Raw genomic sequence first — 18714 nt, forward strand, 5'->3', positions numbered from 1 at the left:
GAGGGTTTGAACATGGATCTGCGCCAGCTTCGCTACTTCGTCGCCGTCGCCCGCGAACGCAATTTCACGCGCGCTGCCGAACAGTTGCACATCGCCCAGCCGCCCTTGAGCCGACAGATCCAGCTGCTGGAGGAAGAACTGGGCGTGCCGCTGATCATCCGCAAGAGCCGACCGGTGCGGCTGACGGAGGCAGGCCGGCTGTTTTACGAGCAGTCGCTGCAGGTTCTGGGGAGAGTCGAGCAGATGGTGGAGGCGACGCGTCGCGTCGGGCTCAACCAGAACCGTGTGCTGTCGATCGGTTTCGTCGCCTCCACGCTCTATGGCGGCCTGCCGACGCTCGTGCGCAAGCTCAGGCAAAACGCGCCGGAGCTTGATATCAGGCTGCTGGAGATGGTCTCGGTGCAGCAGATCGCGGCGCTCAAGGAAGGCCGGATTGATGTCGGCTTCGGCCGGCTGCACCACAACGATCCCAATGTCGTCGGCATCCTCATGCGCGAAGAGCGCCTTGCCATCGCGATACCTCAGGGCACGCCGCTGGCGGAAGAGACGTCTCCCCTGCCCTTAGACGCGCTCAACGGCCAGAAACTGATCGTCTACCCCAAGGAACCGCGCCCGAGTTATGCCGATCATGTGTTGAGCCTGCTTCACGCTGAGGATGTGCGCCCGGCCGAGGTGCATGAAGTGCGCGAGATCCAGAGTGCCCTCGGTCTCGTCGCCTCGGAAGCCGGCCTGTGCGTCGTGCCCTCTTCCGCCCGTCAGGTTCGCTCGGACGTCCACTACCGCATGGTCGAGGGGGAACGCGCGACCTCGCCGGTCATTCTCAACCATCGCGCCGGCGACAATTCACGCCATATCGAGCTGATCAAGGACCTGATCGTCGAAATGTATGCGGAGAACCCGCCCTGGCTTGGCCTGGAGCACAATCTGCCGTTTCGGCCGTCTTTCGTTAAATGACGCGTTCTGGCATCCTCAGGTCCCGTCCTTCGCTCGGCGGAAGGATGGCGCCCTCGGCCCAGATCTCACGGACCATTTGCCCGAGCAGAAGCGCCTCGGCCCAGCGGTCGGTCGTGTCGTTGCCGTGCCGGTCGGTGATGGCATAGGGCCTGGGGCCGAGCTCGCAGGTCATGACCAGCTCGGCATCCTCAGCGGCGCGCGAGCGCCAGTTGCGAAAGCCGTAGGCCCACCAGTCACGGAAGAGCTCCACCCAGGGACGATGCTGCGGAAAGGACATCTCGATCTGGATCTGCTGGCAGGAGCCGATGCGGCCGTGAAACGCCCTGGCATTGTCAAGAATGCGCCGGATCTGGGCGTGGCTTTCGTCTTCGACTGGGAAAGCGAACTCCCGCCCGACGAGATAGTGCGAGAGGTCTGCGAGAAGCGGCAATTCCGGCCGCCGGTCGAGCAGGTCGAGCGTGAACAGAAGGTCGCTGGTGATGCGGTGGCGATGGGTTTCGACATAGACGGGAACGCCTGTCTCCTCCGCAAGTCGCATCCATCCGTCAAGAAGCGGCAGGCAATCCTCGACCCGGCGCGGACGAATGTCGGCCTGCAGGTCGATATGGCTCACCGGGAACTCTGTCGCCAGTTCAAGCGTCAGGCGCAGATCCTCGACACTGCGAGGAAAGCAGACGCCCTCGATCTTCAGGCCCGTGCCGCGGATCGCTTCGCCGAGGTGTTCGACATCCCGGCGGTTGGTATAGTGCGCACTGATCCCGTCGAACCCGGCCTCGACGATAGCAGCGATGTTTTCTTCAAGACTGCGCTCGTGTCCATCCGCATGCCGGCGCTCCATTGCCCAGAGCGATTGAAAGACAAGCAGCTTCTGCATCAGGCGGCCCTGGCACTTTTGAGCAGCGCCTTGAGGTTCACGCTGGCGTCGGCGAGCGCTCCCGGATCGGGACTGACGCCGGCAGCAATCAGCATTTCCGAGAGTTTGATATCCTTGGCAATACCGTTGCCGAGACCGAGGCCTGCGGCAGCGACGAGACGCCCGCCATCCAGGTAGAATTCGAGTTCGCCGCCTTCGAGTTGGCGCGTCACGCTTTGATGGTCCGGATGCGGCAAGCCTGCCACCTGCAGGCCGAGATCGTATTGATCGGTCCAGAACCAGGGAATGGCAGCGAAAGCCTCCTTGCCGCCGGCCATGTTGCGGGCCGCGACCTCTGCCTGGGCGCGCGCGTTGCGCCAGCTTTCAAACCGCATATGCCCGCCACCCGGCTGAGCCACGGCGGCGCAATCGCCTGATGCATAGATGTTCGGATCGCTGGTGCGCAGATAGGGGTCGGTCAGGATGCCGTTGCCGACGGCAAGCCCTGCCGCCTCGGCGAGCGCGACATCCGGCTGAACGCCGATCGCGGAAACGACGATATCGGCCGGCACCCTGCTGCCATCCGAGAGAACGACAGCGTCATCGGTAATCTCGCTGAGCCCCTGCCCAAGATGGAAGACAACGCCTTCCTCTTCATGCCGGGCGTGAAGCCTTGCAGCGAAGCGTGGCGGAACCGCGCGCCCGAGCGGCTTGGGCGCCATTTCGATAACGCTGACATCTATGCCCTTGCCGCGCAGCACCGCTGCGAGCTCCATACCGATCAGCCCGCCGCCAATGATCGCAACTTGTCTGCCGGATTCGGCACGGGCGAAGATCGCCGCCGCATCGGCGTAGGTGCGGAAATCGAGCGCGCGCTCGGCGCCAGGGCAAGTCAGCTGTCTCGGGCGGGCGCCGGTGGCGAGCAGCAGCTTGTCGTAAACGCGTGTTTGCCCGTCGCCCAAGGCGACGGAGCGGGCATCCGCATCCAGCCGAGACGCAGAAATGCCCGGGCGATAATCGATGCCGGCGGCCTCCAGGGCCTCGGCGCCGCAGATCGGCTTCATCTGCACAGCCCCATCGAGCGGTTTCGACAGCGGCGGCCGCTCATAGGGCAGGTGCGGTTCCGTGCCGACCAGCGTGAGGCTGCCGGTAAACCCGGATTCCCTGAGCGCAACGGCCGCGCGCGTGCCGGATTCCCCGGCGCCGATGATGAGGATGCGGTCCATGGACTGGCTCCATAAATCATAGGTGGAACGGGATGCGGGCGGAAAACCGCACGCACTTTTCCTCATCCCGCTTAAGGAAAAAGGTGGCCGGCGCAGGCAGGAGAAATGCGCCGGCCCCCAGCGCCGCGCGTCAGATCAGACGCGCTACGGTCGCTGTAGAACGTTGAATTCCTGCATGTTTTTGTCCTTTACTCGGCTACGAACAAAGGCCCCACGCAGGATCAGTTGCGCGTCGTGTAGTCGGCCATATTCTCAGGCGTGACGAGCTCGAAAGGAACCATCACTTCCCGCTCGACGGCCTTGCCGCGCGCCAGCGCAACGGCGGCATCGAGCGCGCTTGCCGACTGGCCCTTGGCGTTCTGGAACACCGTCGCGTCGAGATCACCGGCGGCCATGGCGGCAAGGCCATCCTGCGTCGCATCGATACCGACGACGATCACGTCGTCCATCGACACGCCGGCGGCTTTCAGCGCCTGGATGGCGCCGATCGCCATTTCGTCGTTGTTGGCGAAGACCACGTCGATCGGGCGACCGGCCGTGATCCAGTTGGTGGTGAGGTCCATCGCGTTGGTGCGGGTCCAGGCAGCCGACTGTTCGTCGGTGATCGTTGCACCTTTGCAGTCGCCGGCAGCCAGCGTCTCCTTGAAGGACGAGGTGCGATCGCGCGAGGCCTGGTGAGCGAGGTCGCCCATCAGGATATAGACCTGCGCATTAGCGGCCTTGCCCTTTTCCTTCAGCAGCGAACAGGCAGCTTCCGCGCCCAGCTTGCCGGAGTCCGTTTCCCGGCTGCCGACATAGGCCTGCCTTTGCGGCAGGCTGGCGACATTGTCGGGCTCAAGGTTGAGATAGACGAGCGGGATACCGGCCTTCTCCGCCGCCTCGCTGATGCCGGGGGCGGCCGAGGTATCGGCGAGCGTCGTGATGATCGCGTCGACGCCGGACGCGATGAAGTTGTTGACCTGGTTGAGCTGCTTGGAAATGTCGGTCTGGGCGTCCTCGATCTGGACATTGACGCCGCCGGCCTCCGATGCCCTCGCGCTGATGCCTTCGCGAAGCAGCGTCTGGAAGTTGTTGTCGAAGCTCTGCATCGAGACGCCGATCGTCTCCGCCGAGGCAGCACTTCCCATCAAGGCGGCAAGCGCTGCCGCCAGGTACATGGCTTTCATGATTTCCTCCCGATGGGTGCCGGATCACCCGATCGCATTCCGGAGGCCCCGCGGGCCTGGTCAATGCTTGCGTGGGTGGCCTTAGCCGAGCGCCACACGAACCTCCCCGTCGACGATTTCGGCGGGATAGGTCTTCAGGTTTTCGCAGGCCGGCAGCCTGATGGCTTCGCCGGTGCGGTAGTCGAAGGCGCCGGAATGCTTGGGACATTCCACCTCGTAGTCCATGACCAGCCCATCGGCGAGATGGATGGCTTCATGAGTGCAGAGGCCGGCGGTGCAATAAACACTGTCGTCGGGGCCGCGGTAGATCGCATAGGTTCGGCCGCCATGGTCGAAGCGGATCGCCCCTTCCTGTTCGATGTCGTCCAGCTTGCAGGCTGGAACCCAGGTGATCACGTTGCTCATTCGGCTGCCTCCCCGATCGTGTTGCGTGCCTTGCGGCTAGCGAGTTTTTCCTTGCGCTTGCGGTACCGTTCCTGCATCCGCGCCTCGCCCTCCTTGGAGCCGTCGTGCCATGTGCCGAACCAGCGATCGAGCGGGATCAGGGCGTCGCCGTAGTTCACCTCGAAATACTTGTGGTGCAGGTAATGCGCATAGGCATGGCTATCGACCAGGGTCTCTTCGCCGACCTCGACCTTGTCGAAGCCGACATGACCGGGAATGGCACCGAACCCCGCATAGTGAAGCTGGTAGAGCATCAGGATCGGGTTGGACGGCAGGATCAGGTGATAGAAAGCGGTGCCGAAGTAGAGCAGGTGCTCGACCGGGTGCATCGACAGCGACGACCACGGCGACGGGTTCACCGAATTGTGGTGGACCGAATGCACCCACTTGTAGAGCAGCGGCGTGTGGATGAGCCGGTGGATGCAGAAGAAGTGGAACTCGTGAATGACGGGCACGACGAGTGCGACCAGAGCAAGCGTCCAGGGATTGTCCGCAAAGGTGAGCCACGGCGCATAGCCATTGGCATAGGCGAAGAGCATGGCGATCTCGACGGCGGTCCAGATGGTCACGCCTGAGAGGAACGTGCGCAGGATGTTGTCGAGGTTCTGGCTTTCGAACCAGAAAGCCTTGCTCTTCTGCTCGGCGGGAAACTTGCCATTGTACTTGAAGCGGGTCTCCTGTCGCTTCAGCACATAGAGATGCAGTTCGAAGGCGCCGTAAAAGAGGAAGACGCAGACCGCGTTCACGACGTAGAGCCAGGCGATCCAGCCGAAGCTCAACCTCTGCATCGTCTCGACCGGCGGGATCACCCAGGCCCAATAGGCGACGGCGGAAGCCGCAAAGATCGCGTTCCACGGAAAGAAATAGTGCGGCAGCCACTTGATGAGCGCCAGCAGTTTTGGCGGAAAGGCAAACAGCGGCGCCGTTTCGATCGGCTCGTTCGGCGCCCAGTCGCCGCGCTTGTTGCGGGTTCCATACTTCAGGTCGTCCATGGCGCTCTCCTCCCGGCGGACCGCGTGCGCCCCGCCAAATTCCGACGAAGAAGAATGCTGTCCGGTTGCCTCGGATCCGTGTCTCCTTCTTGACAAAAATCTAGCAGGAGGCGGTCGGAACGACGACGCCTTCTTTGATCAAATCAGATCAAAGGCTTTCGATGGTGATGGTGATGAAGCGAATGGGCGCGGTGTCCGGCTCCATTTCCGCGAGACCGATGCGACGCAGCGTCAGATCAAGCGCGCGACGGGCCTGAGCCTCCGGCGCCTGGTCGAGCACGACATCCATGATGCCGTCGGCAAGCGCCTTGCGCGTATAGTCGGTCAGTTCATGGCCGACGAAGAAGATCTGCTTGCCGCGCGGATGTCGGCGAAGCACATCGATCAGGGCCGCGTTGGCGCCGCCGGCATTGTAGAGCCCGGCCATGTCAGGATACATCTCAAGCGCGGATCGCAACGCTTCCGCCCCGTAGTGTTCCTCGTCACGGGTAAAGCCCAGCCACTCGAACCGGCATTCGCCGGGATGGGCGTCGAAGTAGTCCGAGAAGCCGGCGAGGCGATCGCGATGGACCTGGTAGATCGGGTGGCAGAGGGCGACGACGGGGCCTGCCTGGCGTGCCATGCGCGCGATGAAGAGTGCCGCTGTCCGACCCGCCGCGTGATTGTCGATGCCGACGAACTCGCCCAGGTCGTGCGAGGCCCTTGTCACGACATGGACCACCGGCACGCCGCGCGCGATCACGGCTTCGACGGCGGCGCTGATCAGCGGATGGTTGGGCACGGCGAGGATCAATCCGGCGCGACTGACCTCCGTTGAATGGATGCGCCTGGCGATCTCCTCCGGCTTCATTTCCTCGGTAAAACTGCGATGCACGACGACGAGCGGATCCAGCGTCTCGGCGATGCGCTGGAACGCCTGGGACAGGCGGCGATAGAAGGTCGTCTCCGGACGCACCATCAGCACGTCGATGCGCAGCAGCCCGCGATGGGCCTCGGGAAGCGTTCGCGGATAGGCGAGCGTGCGCGCTGCGACGACCACTTTTTCGACCAGTTCCGGGCGGACGCCGCCGCGCCCGTTCAAAACCCGCTCGACCGTCGCGGTTCCGACGCCTGCGAGTTCCGCAATGTCGCGATAGTTCGGCTTGCCCACCCAGACTTACTCCCGCCATCGACCGACGACACGTGTTCATAGCGGCTTAGCATGGGACGAGCCCTGTTCGACAGAGCACGCGTCGAAGTCAGGGCCTCCCCTCGCCGCCGCTGCCGCGGCACCTATATCAACCGGATATCGAGAACGGGATCGAGGCATCATGGCCTATGAATTGTACTACTGGGACGGCATCCAGGGGCGCGGTGAATTTGTCCGGCTGGCACTCGAAGACGCCGGCGCCGATTATGTCGATGTCACGCGCGCGCCGGGCCGCGGCACCGGTGAGATGCTGAAGCTGATGGAAAGCGCCACCGAGGCGCACGTGCCCTTTGCACCGCCCTTTCTGAGAGATGGCGACCAGATCATCTCGCATGTGGCCAACATCCTCTTCTACCTCGGCCCCAGGCTCGGCCTTGCGCCTGACGGTGAGGCGCTGCGCTGGTTCGCCAACGGCCTTCAGCTCACCGTTACCGACTTCATCGCCGAAGTGCATGACACGCACCATCCGATCGCGACTTCGAAATATTACGAAGACCAGAAAGAGGAAGCGAAGGCCCGCGCAGCCGAATTCGTTGGCAACCGCATGCCGAAATTTCTCGGTTATTTCGACCGGGTGCTTGGGCAAAACCCTGATGGCGGCGGCCATGCAGTCGGCAACGCTGTCACCTATGTCGACCTATCGCTGTTCCAGGTGATTGAGGGGCTGCGCTATGCCTTTGCCAAGGCGATGCGGCACTATGAGCGGCAATACCCCAAGCTCATGAAACTGCATGCCTCGGTGAAAACCCGGCCCAACATAGCCGCCTACCTCGCTTCGCCGCGACGGCTGGCCTTCAACGAGGACGGTATCTTCCGCCGTTACCCGGAACTGGATATCGAGCCCTGACGGGAACTCCCTCAGGCGGCGGCTGCCTGTTGCTCCCGCAAGAACGCGGAGACGCGCTTCAGCCCCTCGCGCAGGATGCCCTCATTGTTGGCGTAGCCGATCCGGAGGTAGCCCTCCATATCCATCGCACTGCCCGGCGTGAACATCACGCCGGTGCGCTGGAGCAGTTGCAGGCAGAAACCCTCGGAGGTAACAGGCAGGTCGTATTTCAGAAGCGCCGTCGTGCCCGACTGTGGCCTGACCCAGGAGATCAGCGGTTCGCTCTCCACCCAGTCCGAGAGGATGGCGAGGTTGCGTCGCGTGATGCGCTGGCTGCGGGCGAGAATCTTGTCCTTGTTCTCCAGTGCGATTGCCGCGAAGTGATCGTCGAGCATGCCGACGCTGATGGTGTTGTAATCGCGATGAACCGAAACGGCCCGGATCAATTCCGGCGGCGCGACGATCCAGCCGAGCCTGAGGCCTGCGAGCGAAAAGCTCTTCGACATGCTGCCGGTGCTGATGCCCTTTTCGTAGAGATCGGCGATCGACGCGGTCAGTCCGTCGCCCTGCTGATCCGTACCGCGATACACCTCATCGCAGAGGATCCAGGCGCCCGAGGCGCGCGCGATCGCGACAATCCTTTCGAGATAGGCACGATCCATCAGCGCACCGGTCGGGTTGTTGGGATTGTTGATGGCGATCAGCTTGGTGCCTGACGTGGCGAGGCGCTGCAACTCTTCCAGATCGGGCAGGAAGCCCGTTGCTTCCGTCAGGCGCAGGATCTGCGTATCGGCGCCATAGCTCTCGGGGATCGAATAATGCTGCTGGTAGGTCGGCAGCACCGAAATCACCCGGTCGCCCGGTTCGACCAGCGTCTCGTGAACCAGCGCGTTGGCGCCGATTGCGCCATGGGTGGTGACGACATTGTCGATCGTCTGCTTCTCGTAGAGGCCTGCGATCAGGCCGCGCAGCCGCTCGGACCCCTCGATCGCGCCATAGGTCAGCTTCAGCGGCAGCAGTTCGGAAAGGATCGTGTCCGTCTTGCCCGCCAAGTCGAGGAGTTCCGCCACGGTCAGCGATTCGACGCAGGTTTCGGCGAGGTTCCATTCGCAATGGTTCTCGTAGCGGTTCATCCAGATCTCGACGCCGAAGTCGCGGATTTTCATGGCGTACGTCCTTTCGAAAACTTGAGGCAGGTTTCGAGCATGCCAGCGCCATGCGGGGCACGCTCGTTGAGAATTGCCGTTTGCTGTGACATGAACCGATGATGCCGACACGGCTCCGCAGCAGCCTCCGCCGCCGACGGAGGCCCGGTAAGAAGGCCGTTTCATTTGGTGGTCGATCCGTGTAGAAGGATGCTATGAGCAATATATTGCACAGTCAAGATCGATCCGACGTTTTGTCGCACGTGGCCGAAAATCTGAAGCGGGTCCGCCTGGCATCGGGCTTGAGCCAGGCGGCACTGGCAAAGGCATCCGGCATCAGCCGGCGCATGATCGTGGCGGTAGAAGGTGGCGACGCCAATATCAGCCTCTCGAGCCTCGACAGGCTCGCGGCAGCCATGAATGTCGGTTTCGTCGATCTCGTCAGAGACCCGTCGCGCCAATCTCGCGACAACATCGACGCGGTGACCTGGCGTGGCAGCCAAGCGGAAAGCGAAGCGCGGCTGCTTGCGTCCACCCCGGCGACGTCCGAAACCCAGATGTGGTTCTGGTCGCTTGCCCCCGGTGAACGCTACGACGCCGAGCCCGATCCGCAGGGCTGGCATGAGATGCTGTTCGTGACGGAAGGCGCCCTGACGCTGGAGCTCTCGGGTGAACGCAGGCGCTATGTCAGCGGCACTTTCGCCGTCTATAGCTCGGCCCAGACTTATTCCTATGTCAACGAAGGCGACGCTGTGGCGCGGTTCGTCCGCAACGTCATTTCCTGAGCCGACGGTCGCCGGCTATCCAGCGCCCTGCCCGACGATGCAACCCCGGAGCACACACGGCAACGTGAAGATGACAGTTCATCGATTGCGTACAGCGGGCCTGTACTGCGCTTGATTCAAGGCAGCCCGAATGGAAGGATGCACCCGTCTTGGCGAGGGGGATCTGCATGCTCTTGAAGGTTGAACCGCCGGATGGCTGGAGCAGCCAGGACGGTCGCGTGCTGTTCGATGCCGAGCGCGAGGCTGAACGCTTCGCCGCCAATGCGCGGCTCGCCTTTTCGCTCGCGATCGCCGCCCTGATGCTGGTGCTTTCGATCGTCATCGGGCGATGGAATGATTGGGTTGCAATGATCGCCATCGCAAACGTGGCGATCTCTGCGCTTAGTGCCTTTCTGGCGCGCGCATCCGTCTTTCCCAGGATCCTGCCCTGGCTCGGGGTTTGTGCCGATGCCCTTTTGCTGTTCGGCATTGGCTGGTTCGGCCCGTGGCTGGAGAACCTTCCCGCGGGCATGCGCTCAGCGCTGGTGTCGCCCTGGGGCGCATTCTTGCTGCTAGCCGTCACGTCGCTCGGGCTCAACGCCTGGCGGCTCCTCGTGCAGACGGTTCTTCTCGGGCTCGCGATCAGCCTGCTCATCTGGTGGCCGTCGTCCGCGAACGAGGCTGGCTTCGCGATCGATCCGCGCCTGCAACTGCTGTTTTCAGATGGCTCCAACGTCACGCGGCTGGCGATCGTGCTCCTGACGGGCCTGGCGATGGCGCTGGCAGCGTCGCGGGCCCGCAAGACGCTGATGCTGGCGATCCGCACCGCGAGGGAAAGGGCCGTGCTCGAACGGTTCAATTCGGCTGAGATCAACCGCTATGTGCTCTCCAGCAATGTCGACACGCTGCGCAATGGCATCCGCCAGAGGGTCTGCGTGCTCTTTGCCGACATCCGCGGCTTTACCACCCTGTCGGAGACGCTCGACCCGTCTGAGGTCGTCACGCTTCTCAACGCGTTCCGCACCCGGGCCGAGCAGGCGATCACCGCCCATGGCGGCGTCATCGACAAGTTCATCGGCGACGGTCTCTTGGCGATCTTCGGCCTGCCTTCGCCCGCCCCGGGCGATGCCGGCAATGCCATCAAGGCGGCAACTGCGCTTGCCGCCACCATCGACACATGGAGCCTGGAACGCCAGGCAAACGGCGAGCAGCCGGTGGAAGTTGGCATCGGCGTGCATGTCGGCGAGGTCTTTGTCGGGCTTCTCGGCGACCAGCGCTACGAATTCACCGTGATCGGCGACGCCGTCAATGTCGGCCAGCGACTGCAGGCCGAATCCCGCCATCTCAATGCATCGGTCGTGGTCTCGGCCACAGCCTTCGACGACGCGAAAATCGGCGGCCCAGGCGCAGACCGCTGGTCCAGGCACGAGGGCCTGCGCCTGCGCGGACGCAGCGAGACCATCGACGCCTATGCCTATCGGTAAGCGGCCTTTCTGGAGCAGCGCCTATTCGACGTAGTTCCAGGGAACGAAGCGATAAAGCGTCTCGTCGCGGGCGACGTGACCGATGCCGGGAAACGGCAGGTGTGCGCCGGCAATGAGGTAGCGCCCATCAGCCGCATCCGCCAACACGACGGCGCGGGTCTTGGCCGCCGCCGTGCCGTCGACGTCGAAGCTGACGAAGACGTCGGGCGCGTCGAACTGGACGTGATCGCCATGGATGATGTCGCCCCAGAAGACAAGACGCTGGCCGTCATCCGTTTTCAGCACGATGCATGAATGTCCGGGCGTATGTCCGGCCCGCAGAATCGACCCGAAGCCCGGCAACACGTTCGCATTGTCTGCGAAACGCTTCACCTTCCCGGCCTCGATATAGGGGGCAAGGGCATCCTGCGCCCGCTGGAAATCGGTCTTCTGCGCCTCGGTCATGGTTGTCACGCCCTGGCGCTCGATCCAGTAGCGATACTCGCGATCGGCGAGGTGGATTTCCGCATTCGGAAACTGCGGCTTGCCATCGACGGTCAGGCCGCCGGAGTGGTCGGCGTGCACGTGGGTCAGGATCACGGCATCGACCTGATCGGCCCGGTAGCCGGAGGCGGTAAGATGCCTCGAGAGCTTGCCGGCGGCAGCACCGAGCAAGGCGCCCGATCCCGCGTCGATCAGCACCAGCCGCTCGCCGTCGTTGACCAGATAGGCATTGATCGACAAATGCGGTTCCTTGCCGAGGAAGGCCTCGTCGAGCCTGCGCTGCAATTCGCCCTCCGGCTCGTTCTGATAGATCTTGGCCATCGGCAGCGCCAACGTGCCGTCCGACAGCGCCGTGACTTCGAACTTTCCGAAACGGAAGCGGTAGTAGCCGGCATTGGCAACGGTCGAGAACGGGGCGGCGGAAAAGGCGAACCGCGGCGCCAGCGGCAACAGGGCGGTGGCGGCGAGAAGGCCAAGGGCTTGTCTGCGGGTGGTCATGATCGGCTCCTTCGATTGGATGCGAGGAACCTATCAATTCAACTCTCCGTCGATTATCCTGTCGGCATGGAAGTGATTGTTCCGGAAACGCATGAAATCTCCTCTATCTGCCGATCTCAACAGCCTCAGGATTTTCCTCGAGGTTGCCCGTGCCGAAAGCTTTTCCTCAGCGGCGCTTCGCCTCCACCTCCCGCCAAGCACGGTCAGCCGGCGGCTGCAGGAGCTTGAGACCGCGCTCGGTGTCGCGCTCCTGTTGCGCTCGACGCGTCGTGTCTCGCTCACCGAGGCGGGCAAACATCTGCTGGAACAGATCGGTGGGGCGGTGGAGCTCATCGACCGCGGCATTGCCGGTTTCGGACCGGCCAACGGTACGGCGCGCGGACGCTTGCGGATCGCCACGTCTGTGGCCTTTGCCTGCACTTTCCTGCCACCGATCCTGAAGCGCTATGCCGAGCTTTGCCCGGAGGTTCTGGTCGACCTGCACACCACCCATCACAACGTCGATATGATCGGCGAAAGTGTGGACGTGGCGCTCCGGATGGGAAAGCCGGTCGACAGCGAGATGATCTACCGCAAGATCGGAACGATCGAGCAGCGCCTCTATGCCGCTCCCGCCTATTGCGCAGGATTGGCGCTGTCCTCGCCCGAGGACCTCATGCATGTCGCGCTCGTCGCCCACCGGACGCGCATGCGACGGGAGCTCGCCCATTGGGTGCTGTCGGACGGCAACAGGCACTTTACGCTCGAGCGCCCGCCGTCGATCGTCGTCGACGATCCGGCGATCGGTGAACGGCTGATCGCCGCGTGCGTCGGCATCGGCATGCTGAGCGACGCGCTTGCTGCCGCCGGCGTCGCCACCGGCCGGCTCGTTCCGGTTCTTCCCGAATGGTCCGGGCCGCCCACCGATGTCTACTATCTCTTCCATCAGCAACTCAGCGAGTTGCCGAAAGTGACGGAATTCCTGAAGGCGGTACGCGAGATGTTTCGCGTTCGCGGCGAGTAACCTTGCGACGAGGGGTCGTGCGTTCTCGTGAACGCACGAAGGACGCTCCAGCGCTTCGAAACCAGAGCATCTTCCGCTCAGTTGGTCACCTGAAAGTCCGATGCCTAGGGCCGGATCTCTTCGATCGAATCCACCCGATCCGGATAGAACGCCAGTCGATCCTTGATGGCGGCGACCGCCGCGTGCGGGTCCTCGTAAGTCCAGACGGCGTTTTTCGACCGCTCGCCTCCGGACAGGATGCTGAAATAGGAAGCGTCGCCCTTGTAGGGGCAGTGGGACGAGTGGTCGGTGCGCTGAAGCAACGACATGTCGACATCTTCACGCGGAATATACTGCACCGCCGGGTAGAACGCCTCGCGCAAAGCGAGCGCATTGCGGGTGTCGGCAACGACGCGTCCGCCAAGCATGACGACGACACGCGCCGGGTTTTTCTCGATGGTGATCGGATGATCGGGGCCGGGGATCTTGATCGGTTTGTCTGACATGGGCGACCGCCTCCAAAAAAACTGCTGAACTCTAGATGGTTGCCGCGCCGTCGATTTCCAACCGCTCGCGTCTCGTGTCACCAACGCATTCTTCGTTTGGCTCGGCAAGCCGTCAGGTCTTGGGCACCAAAGTATGTGCGCCGGCCAACGCCGATTTGCGCAGGGTCACCACTTCACCCGAAGACCGATGTTGCCTTCGAGCACGTCGACCTTTTCACCGCCGAGATTGGTCGTGTAGTCGGCCGTCGCATAGAGGCTTGTCGATTCGGACAGATCGGCGATCAGGCCGCCGCCGAGTTCCAGTGTTGTTCCGCCCCCTTGGGTGACGATCGCATCGCTGCCGAACGTCACCCGCTGGTCTGCGTCGAATCGGTGCCAGAGGTTGGCCTTCAGGTATGGCCGGAAGGTTGTCGTCTCGGCGATCGCTTCGCCTTGCAGGCGGAAGCCCAGCCGTCCGGTCACCGCGTCGTCGCTGTCAAACTTGACGGTCGAGAACGCATCGCGCTGATCGTCAAGCGACAGATACTGCCAGATGATCTGCGCCTGCGGCTCCAGCGTCCAGGTGTCCCCGAGCGCGATCGGATACCCGCCTTCGAGCGAGGCGGTGACGCCCGTGCCCTCGACCTCAACACCGCTGCCGCCGATAGAGCGGGCGTCGCCGTCAAACCAGCTACCCATGAGTACGGCGTCGAGATACCAGCCGCCGGGGCCGACATGGGTCCAGTAAGCGCCCAAACTGTTGGCCCTGACATCGATCTCGCCGACGTGGAGATTGTTCCAGCCGACCGCCTGCCCGGTGACATCGCCATCGGCCCGTGCGTGGCTGAAGAACACGCCGACGCGGTCGTGATGACCGCCCTCGGTGTCCCAGCCGAAAAGATCCTGGCCGACCTGGAAGCCGACCAGATTGCCGTCGAAGCTGGGATCGACGGTTCCCTGCCAGTCCAGTTCCGTCTTCTGGCCGAAAACACGACCCCAGCTCGCCGTCAAAGCGCCGGCTCCGTCGAGCAGCGATTGCTCGCCGCGTCGCTCGTGGAAGGTGCCCAGGCTCGAAAGCGCCAGATGTTCTGCAATCGGCGGGATGGCGGAATAGGTCGGCACTTCGACGCGATAGAGCGGCACCACTTCGACTGCGGTCGGCACGCCGCCGATGTCGACAATGACAATCTCGGGCTCGACCGGCGTCGCCCCCTCGGACGGAGGCGCCACACCGGGCCCCGGTGGAAGGATGACGATTTCCGGTTCGACGACCGGCGGCACGATCTCGGGCGGCGGCGTTGTCGGCGTCGGCACGACCACGAGTGTCGAACGCAGATAAAAGTTCTCTTGCGAACCGGCCGTCACGCCACCCTTGTAGAGCAGATACTCGTGCGCGCCGGCGGCAACCCTGCCATTGAGCGCAAAAGCGCTTGCCGCCGACGTCGCGCCATTGGCGAACTCGACGACCATGATGCCGTTCGCAAGCGTGTCGGCACCGGCACCGCCGGCGTTGACGACGCTGATGGCCGTGGTGCCCGCCGCCGTGCCGCCGGATAAGACCAGGCGATCAGAGGCGGAGGTGTCGTCGCCAAGCACGGTATCGAGCACCAGCAGACCAGCATTGCCGGTGTAGTTGCCATTGATCGTAAAACGGTCGCTGGCGCTTGCGCCGGCGTCCGATAGATCGATGGTGCCGCCGTTGTTGACCGTGACGAACTGGCCGGCCGTGGCTGCCGAAATCGCTGCGTTGATGCCGCCGCCGCGAAGGGTGCTGGAGACATCGACAGTGAGCGTTCCGGTTCCCGTGCCGGTGTCGCCGAGGGTCAGATTGCCGTCGAAGGTCAGCACCGTGCCAGCATTGGCATCGATGTTTTCCCAGCTTTGCATCCGTGCCACGCCGCCGGTCTCTAGGTTTTCCAACGTCAGCCGGTCGATGCCGAGGCCTCCGGTCAGTGTGTCGGTCCCGGCGAGGTTGGCGCCGGTCAGATTGCGAAGCGTCGCGGTGTCGTTGTCGGCGCCGAGGTCAATGCTGCCATCGATGGTGCCGCCGCCGTCCCACGTGAACCTATCCGTCCCGAAGCTCATCAGCACATTGCCGCCGACAGAACCGCCGGTCACGGTCACGCTGTCGGTGCCGCCGCTAACGCTGATATTGCCGCCGATCCTGCCACCCGAGAGAATGATCGTGTCGTTGCCGAAGCCCGCAGCCAGGTTGTTGTCGATCACGCCGCCCGACATGTCGAACAGGTTGTCGTCGAGCAGCATGTTGACGCGGCCGATGCGCCCACCGGTCATGACCGCACTGTCGCCGTCGTCGAAGAAATCAACGATATGGCCGCCCGACATGAAAAACGTGTCTAGGCCCGTGCCCTGGTTCAGCGATTGCAGCGTACCACCGGTCATGGTGAAGCTGTCCCTGCCGTCGCCCTGCTGAAGATTGGCGCTGATCGTTCCACTGTGGATCTCGACGGTGTCGACACCGGCGCCGAAGGTTATGCCGCTGGTGATGGTTCCAGTGCCGCCGGCAGGCAGCGTCAGCGTGTTGTTACCGCCAAGGTCGGTAAATCCGGCCGAAGTGCCGCTGTCGCATATGTAGAAATCGCCGCCCGCGGTCGGTGCGAAGCTGCAGGCAGCTATAGCCGGCAGGGTCTGAAGACAGAGGCCCGCCGCCGTCGACGCCAGCAGGGCGAGTTGCCGGGTCGAGAGAAATCCCGCGACTGCCAAACAGCGCGCAGATGTGAAGGCGGATTCGTCCCCTGTGGCCTCGTAATGCACCGTATCCCCTCCGTGCAATGCCCGCCGGTAGAACCAAGCACGCGGCTTCCCATCCCCGGTTGCCGATTTCAGCCATGGGTGGCGCAACCTGACAACCGTCAAATTTTGGGGTCCGTGCCAAGACATGGCGCAAGGCGGGCGTCGGTGCCCCTGCGTCTCGCTGAGCAACACAGACCATCCTGCCTAGCGGCATTCACATCCTGACCGATTGACAACACCTGTATCCTGGATACAATTTGCCTCGATCTTGGGAGGGATCGATGAACCAATCCTTTAAATGGCGAAGCCAATCGCGGCTGCTCGACGAAGTGGCACAGGCGCTTCGCGAACGCATCTATGCCGGCGTCTACGCCCCCGGCGCGACGCTCCGGCAGGAGAAGATCGCCGCCGAGTTCGGCATCAGCCGCACGCCGCTGCGCGAGGCCTTGCGGGTGCTCGAGCGTGACGGGCTGGTGGTCAACAAGCCTGGCAGCGGCGTGCGCGTGGCGACGGCCGACCTGCCGAAACTGCTCGACGCCTATGCGGTGCGCGAGGCGATGGATGGCGTGGCCGCACGCAACGCCGCGGAGCGCGCGACGTCTGCCGAAATCAAGGATCTGGCAAAGCAGGTCGAGCGCCAGCGCAAGATCGTCGAAAACTGGGATCCGGGCGCCTATACCCAATCCAACGTCGTCTTTCACGAGGCGATCGTCAGCGCCTCGCGCAATGTGTCGCTGGCGGCGCTCGGGCCACTGTTGCGCATGACCTCGCAGGTCTTTGCGCCGGCCTTTTCGCTTTCGAGCGAGCGGGCGAGCACGGCCGTCGCCGAACACGGGCTGATCGTCGAGGCGATCGCCGCACGGAACCTTGATGAATCGGAGAAACTGGCCCGCGCCCACATCAACGCGACGGCCATGAGATTGAAGGCGCTGCTTGAAGAGCGCGGGACTGACAAAGAGGCATGACAGTGAAGAGCTACGGGAATTTCATCGCGAACAAGTGGCAGGACGCAACGAACGGCGAGTTCATTGCCGTCAGGGATCCCTCCAATGGCCAGGAATTCGCACGCATCGCCAAGGGAGCCCGGGACGATATTGATCTCGCCGTGCGTTCGGCACGCGCAGCGCTCTCCGGCGAGTGGGGGCGCATGACGCCGACCGAGCGCGGCCGGGTGCTGACCCGGATTTCGGCGGGCGTGCTGCGCAATATCGACCTCTTGACGGAGCTCGAAGCGCGCGATGTCGGCAAGCCGCTGACCCAAGCGCGCGCCGATGTCGTGGCGCTTGCGCGCTATCTCGAATTCTATGGCGGCGCCGCCGACAAGGTGCATGGCGACACCATCCCCTATCAGAACGGCTTCACCGTGCTGACCGTCTACGAGCCACATGGGGTGACGGGCCATATCATCCCCTGGAACTACCCGATGCAGATCCTCGGCCGCAGCCTGGGCGCGGCCCTTGCCATGGGCAATGCCGCCGTGGTCAAGCCGGCCGAAGAGGCTTGCCTCACCATCCTCGAATTTGCCCGCATCGCTGAGGAAGAAGGCTTGCCAGCGGGCGCGCTCAACATCGTCACCGGTTTCGGCTCGGAGGCGGGTGCTGCCCTTTCCGAGCACCCTGACGTCAACCACATCTCGTTTACCGGTTCGGTCCGCACAGGCGAAATGGTGCAAGCGGCAGCGGCGAAAAACGCGGTACCGGTGACGCTCGAACTCGGCGGCAAGTCGGCGCAGATCGTCTTTGCCGATGCCGACCTCGACCGCGCCGTTCCCTTCCTCGTCAATGCCGGCATCCAGAATGCCGGCCAGACCTGCTCGGCCTCGTCGCGCATCCTCGTCGAGCGCGCCGTCTACGAAGAGGTGGTTGCGCGGATGAGCGAGCGTTACCGCGCGCTGAAGGTCGGCCCGGCAGGTAGCGATCTCTCGGTTGGTCCGGTCGTCTCGCAGCGGCAGAAGGCGATCGTCGAGGGTTTCCTCGACGATGCTGCGCAGGACGGCCTGAAGGTCGCGGCGCAGGGCGAGATCGTCGCTGACGCACCGGCCGGCGGTGCCTATGTCGCCCCTACGCTTTTGCGCGACGTGCCGCACCAACACCGCACGGTGCAGGAAGAGATCTTCGGGCCGGTGCAGGTGATCATGCCGTTTGACGGCGAAGACGAAGCTGTGCGCCTCGCCAACGGCACCGCCTATGGCCTCGTCTGCGGCGTCTGGACCAAAGACGGCGGCCGGCAGTTGCGTCTGGCGCGCGCCGTCCACGCCGGCCAGGTCTTCATCAACAACTACGGTGCCGGCGGCGGCGTCGAGCTGCCCTTCGGCGGCGTGAAGAAATCCGGCCATGGCCGCGAGAAGGGTTTTGAAGCCCTCTACGGCTTCGCCAGCATGAAAACCATTTCTGTCTACCACGGCTAGAGCGGGATGAGAGTGGACGGTCTCCGCCCCATCCCCCTCCAGCCATGATTGCCTGAGGAGAA

At 63.5% G+C, this 18714-nt stretch carries 17 protein-coding genes; 7 read left to right on the plus strand and 10 right to left on the minus strand.

The features are described 5' to 3' along the window. Nucleotides 1–12 precede the first annotated feature (12 nt). A complete protein-coding gene (locus XB14_RS19740; RefSeq protein WP_077963293.1) occupies nucleotides 13–954 on the plus strand; it encodes a LysR family transcriptional regulator in 942 nt (313 codons plus the stop codon). Here XB14_RS19740 and XB14_RS19745 read toward each other — a convergent pair. The 6 genes from XB14_RS19745 to XB14_RS19770 form a co-directional block, all read right to left on the minus strand. After that, on the minus strand, nucleotides 947–1828 hold the full coding sequence (locus XB14_RS19745; RefSeq protein ID WP_077963294.1) for a sugar phosphate isomerase/epimerase family protein: 882 nt from the start codon (nucleotides 1826–1828) through the stop codon (nucleotides 947–949). The genes XB14_RS19740 and XB14_RS19745 overlap by 8 nt on opposite strands. Beyond that, nucleotides 1828–3033 carry an NAD(P)/FAD-dependent oxidoreductase gene (locus tag XB14_RS19750; RefSeq protein WP_077963295.1) on the minus strand — a complete coding sequence of 402 codons (1206 nt, stop codon included), beginning with the start codon at nucleotides 3031–3033 and terminating at the stop codon, nucleotides 1828–1830. The genes XB14_RS19745 and XB14_RS19750 overlap by 1 nt, the downstream gene beginning before the upstream one ends. 221 nt (nucleotides 3034–3254) lie before the next feature. Next, on the minus strand, nucleotides 3255–4199 hold the full coding sequence (locus XB14_RS19755) for a substrate-binding domain-containing protein (protein ID WP_077963296.1): 945 nt from the start codon (nucleotides 4197–4199) through the stop codon (nucleotides 3255–3257). 81 nt (nucleotides 4200–4280) lie between these two features. Then, nucleotides 4281–4592 (minus strand): MocE family 2Fe-2S type ferredoxin, encoded by a 312-nt coding sequence (locus tag XB14_RS19760; RefSeq protein ID WP_077963514.1) that lies wholly within the window; start codon nucleotides 4590–4592, stop codon nucleotides 4281–4283. Between the two features lie 8 nt (nucleotides 4593–4600). Continuing rightward, on the minus strand, nucleotides 4601–5635 hold the full coding sequence (locus tag XB14_RS19765; RefSeq protein ID WP_077963297.1) for a sterol desaturase family protein: 1035 nt from the start codon (nucleotides 5633–5635) through the stop codon (nucleotides 4601–4603). A gap of 148 nt (nucleotides 5636–5783) precedes the next feature. Beyond that, nucleotides 5784–6785, minus strand: a complete 1002-nt coding sequence (locus XB14_RS19770) for a LacI family DNA-binding transcriptional regulator (protein ID WP_077963298.1) — start codon at nucleotides 6783–6785, stop codon at nucleotides 5784–5786. A gap of 160 nt (nucleotides 6786–6945) precedes the next feature. Here XB14_RS19770 and XB14_RS19775 point away from each other — a divergent pair, with 160 nt between their 5' ends. Further along, a complete protein-coding gene (locus XB14_RS19775; protein ID WP_077963299.1) occupies nucleotides 6946–7671 on the plus strand; it encodes a glutathione S-transferase in 726 nt (241 codons plus the stop codon). An 11-nt stretch (nucleotides 7672–7682) separates the two neighbouring features. On the opposite strand, the gene XB14_RS19780 is transcribed toward XB14_RS19775, so the two are convergent. Then, a complete protein-coding gene (locus XB14_RS19780; RefSeq protein WP_077963300.1) occupies nucleotides 7683–8816 on the minus strand; it encodes an aminotransferase in 1134 nt (377 codons plus the stop codon). Nucleotides 8817–9010: 194 nt separating this feature from the next. Between XB14_RS19780 and XB14_RS19785 the strand changes: the two genes are divergently transcribed. Next, nucleotides 9011–9580, plus strand: coding sequence for a helix-turn-helix domain-containing protein (locus XB14_RS19785; RefSeq protein WP_077963301.1), 570 nt, complete (start codon nucleotides 9011–9013; stop codon nucleotides 9578–9580). Between the two features lie 167 nt (nucleotides 9581–9747). Beyond that, the gene (locus XB14_RS19790) at nucleotides 9748–11043 is read left to right on the plus strand and encodes an adenylate/guanylate cyclase domain-containing protein (protein WP_077963302.1); all 1296 of its coding nucleotides are present in this window, start codon (nucleotides 9748–9750) and stop codon (nucleotides 11041–11043) included. 21 nt (nucleotides 11044–11064) lie between these two features. On the opposite strand, the gene XB14_RS19795 is transcribed toward XB14_RS19790, so the two are convergent. Further along, the gene (locus XB14_RS19795; RefSeq protein WP_077963303.1) at nucleotides 11065–12024 is read right to left on the minus strand and encodes an MBL fold metallo-hydrolase; all 960 of its coding nucleotides are present in this window, start codon (nucleotides 12022–12024) and stop codon (nucleotides 11065–11067) included. Between the two features lie 91 nt (nucleotides 12025–12115). Between XB14_RS19795 and XB14_RS19800 the strand changes: the two genes are divergently transcribed. Further along, nucleotides 12116–13027 carry a LysR family transcriptional regulator gene (locus tag XB14_RS19800; RefSeq protein WP_077963304.1) on the plus strand — a complete coding sequence of 304 codons (912 nt, stop codon included), beginning with the start codon at nucleotides 12116–12118 and terminating at the stop codon, nucleotides 13025–13027. A 104-nt stretch (nucleotides 13028–13131) separates the two neighbouring features. Here XB14_RS19800 and XB14_RS19805 read toward each other — a convergent pair whose 3' ends face one another. Together XB14_RS19805 and XB14_RS19810 are read right to left on the minus strand one after the other, a co-directional pair. Beyond that, entirely contained in the window at nucleotides 13132–13512 is a 381-nt protein-coding gene (locus tag XB14_RS19805) for a DUF427 domain-containing protein (protein ID WP_077963305.1), read from the minus strand. A 165-nt stretch (nucleotides 13513–13677) separates the two neighbouring features. Beyond that, nucleotides 13678–16215: an autotransporter outer membrane beta-barrel domain-containing protein gene (locus tag XB14_RS19810; protein ID WP_419178605.1), complete on the minus strand. Its 2538-nt coding sequence runs from the start codon at nucleotides 16213–16215 to the stop codon at nucleotides 13678–13680. Nucleotides 16216–16526: 311 nt separating this feature from the next. Here XB14_RS19810 and XB14_RS19815 point away from each other — a divergent pair, with 311 nt between their 5' ends. Both XB14_RS19815 and XB14_RS19820 read left to right on the plus strand, forming a co-directional pair. After that, on the plus strand, nucleotides 16527–17210 hold the full coding sequence (locus XB14_RS19815) for a GntR family transcriptional regulator (RefSeq protein WP_077963307.1): 684 nt from the start codon (nucleotides 16527–16529) through the stop codon (nucleotides 17208–17210). After that, entirely contained in the window at nucleotides 17207–18652 is a 1446-nt protein-coding gene (locus XB14_RS19820) for an aldehyde dehydrogenase family protein (RefSeq protein WP_077963308.1), read from the plus strand. Before XB14_RS19815 ends, XB14_RS19820 begins: the two co-directional genes overlap by 4 nt. The last annotated feature ends 62 nt before the right edge of the window (nucleotides 18653–18714 follow it).

Origin of the sequence: Ensifer adhaerens (genome assembly GCF_002007205.1) — a bacterium.
Taxonomy (GTDB): Bacteria; Pseudomonadota; Alphaproteobacteria; order Rhizobiales; family Rhizobiaceae; genus Ensifer; species Ensifer adhaerens_D.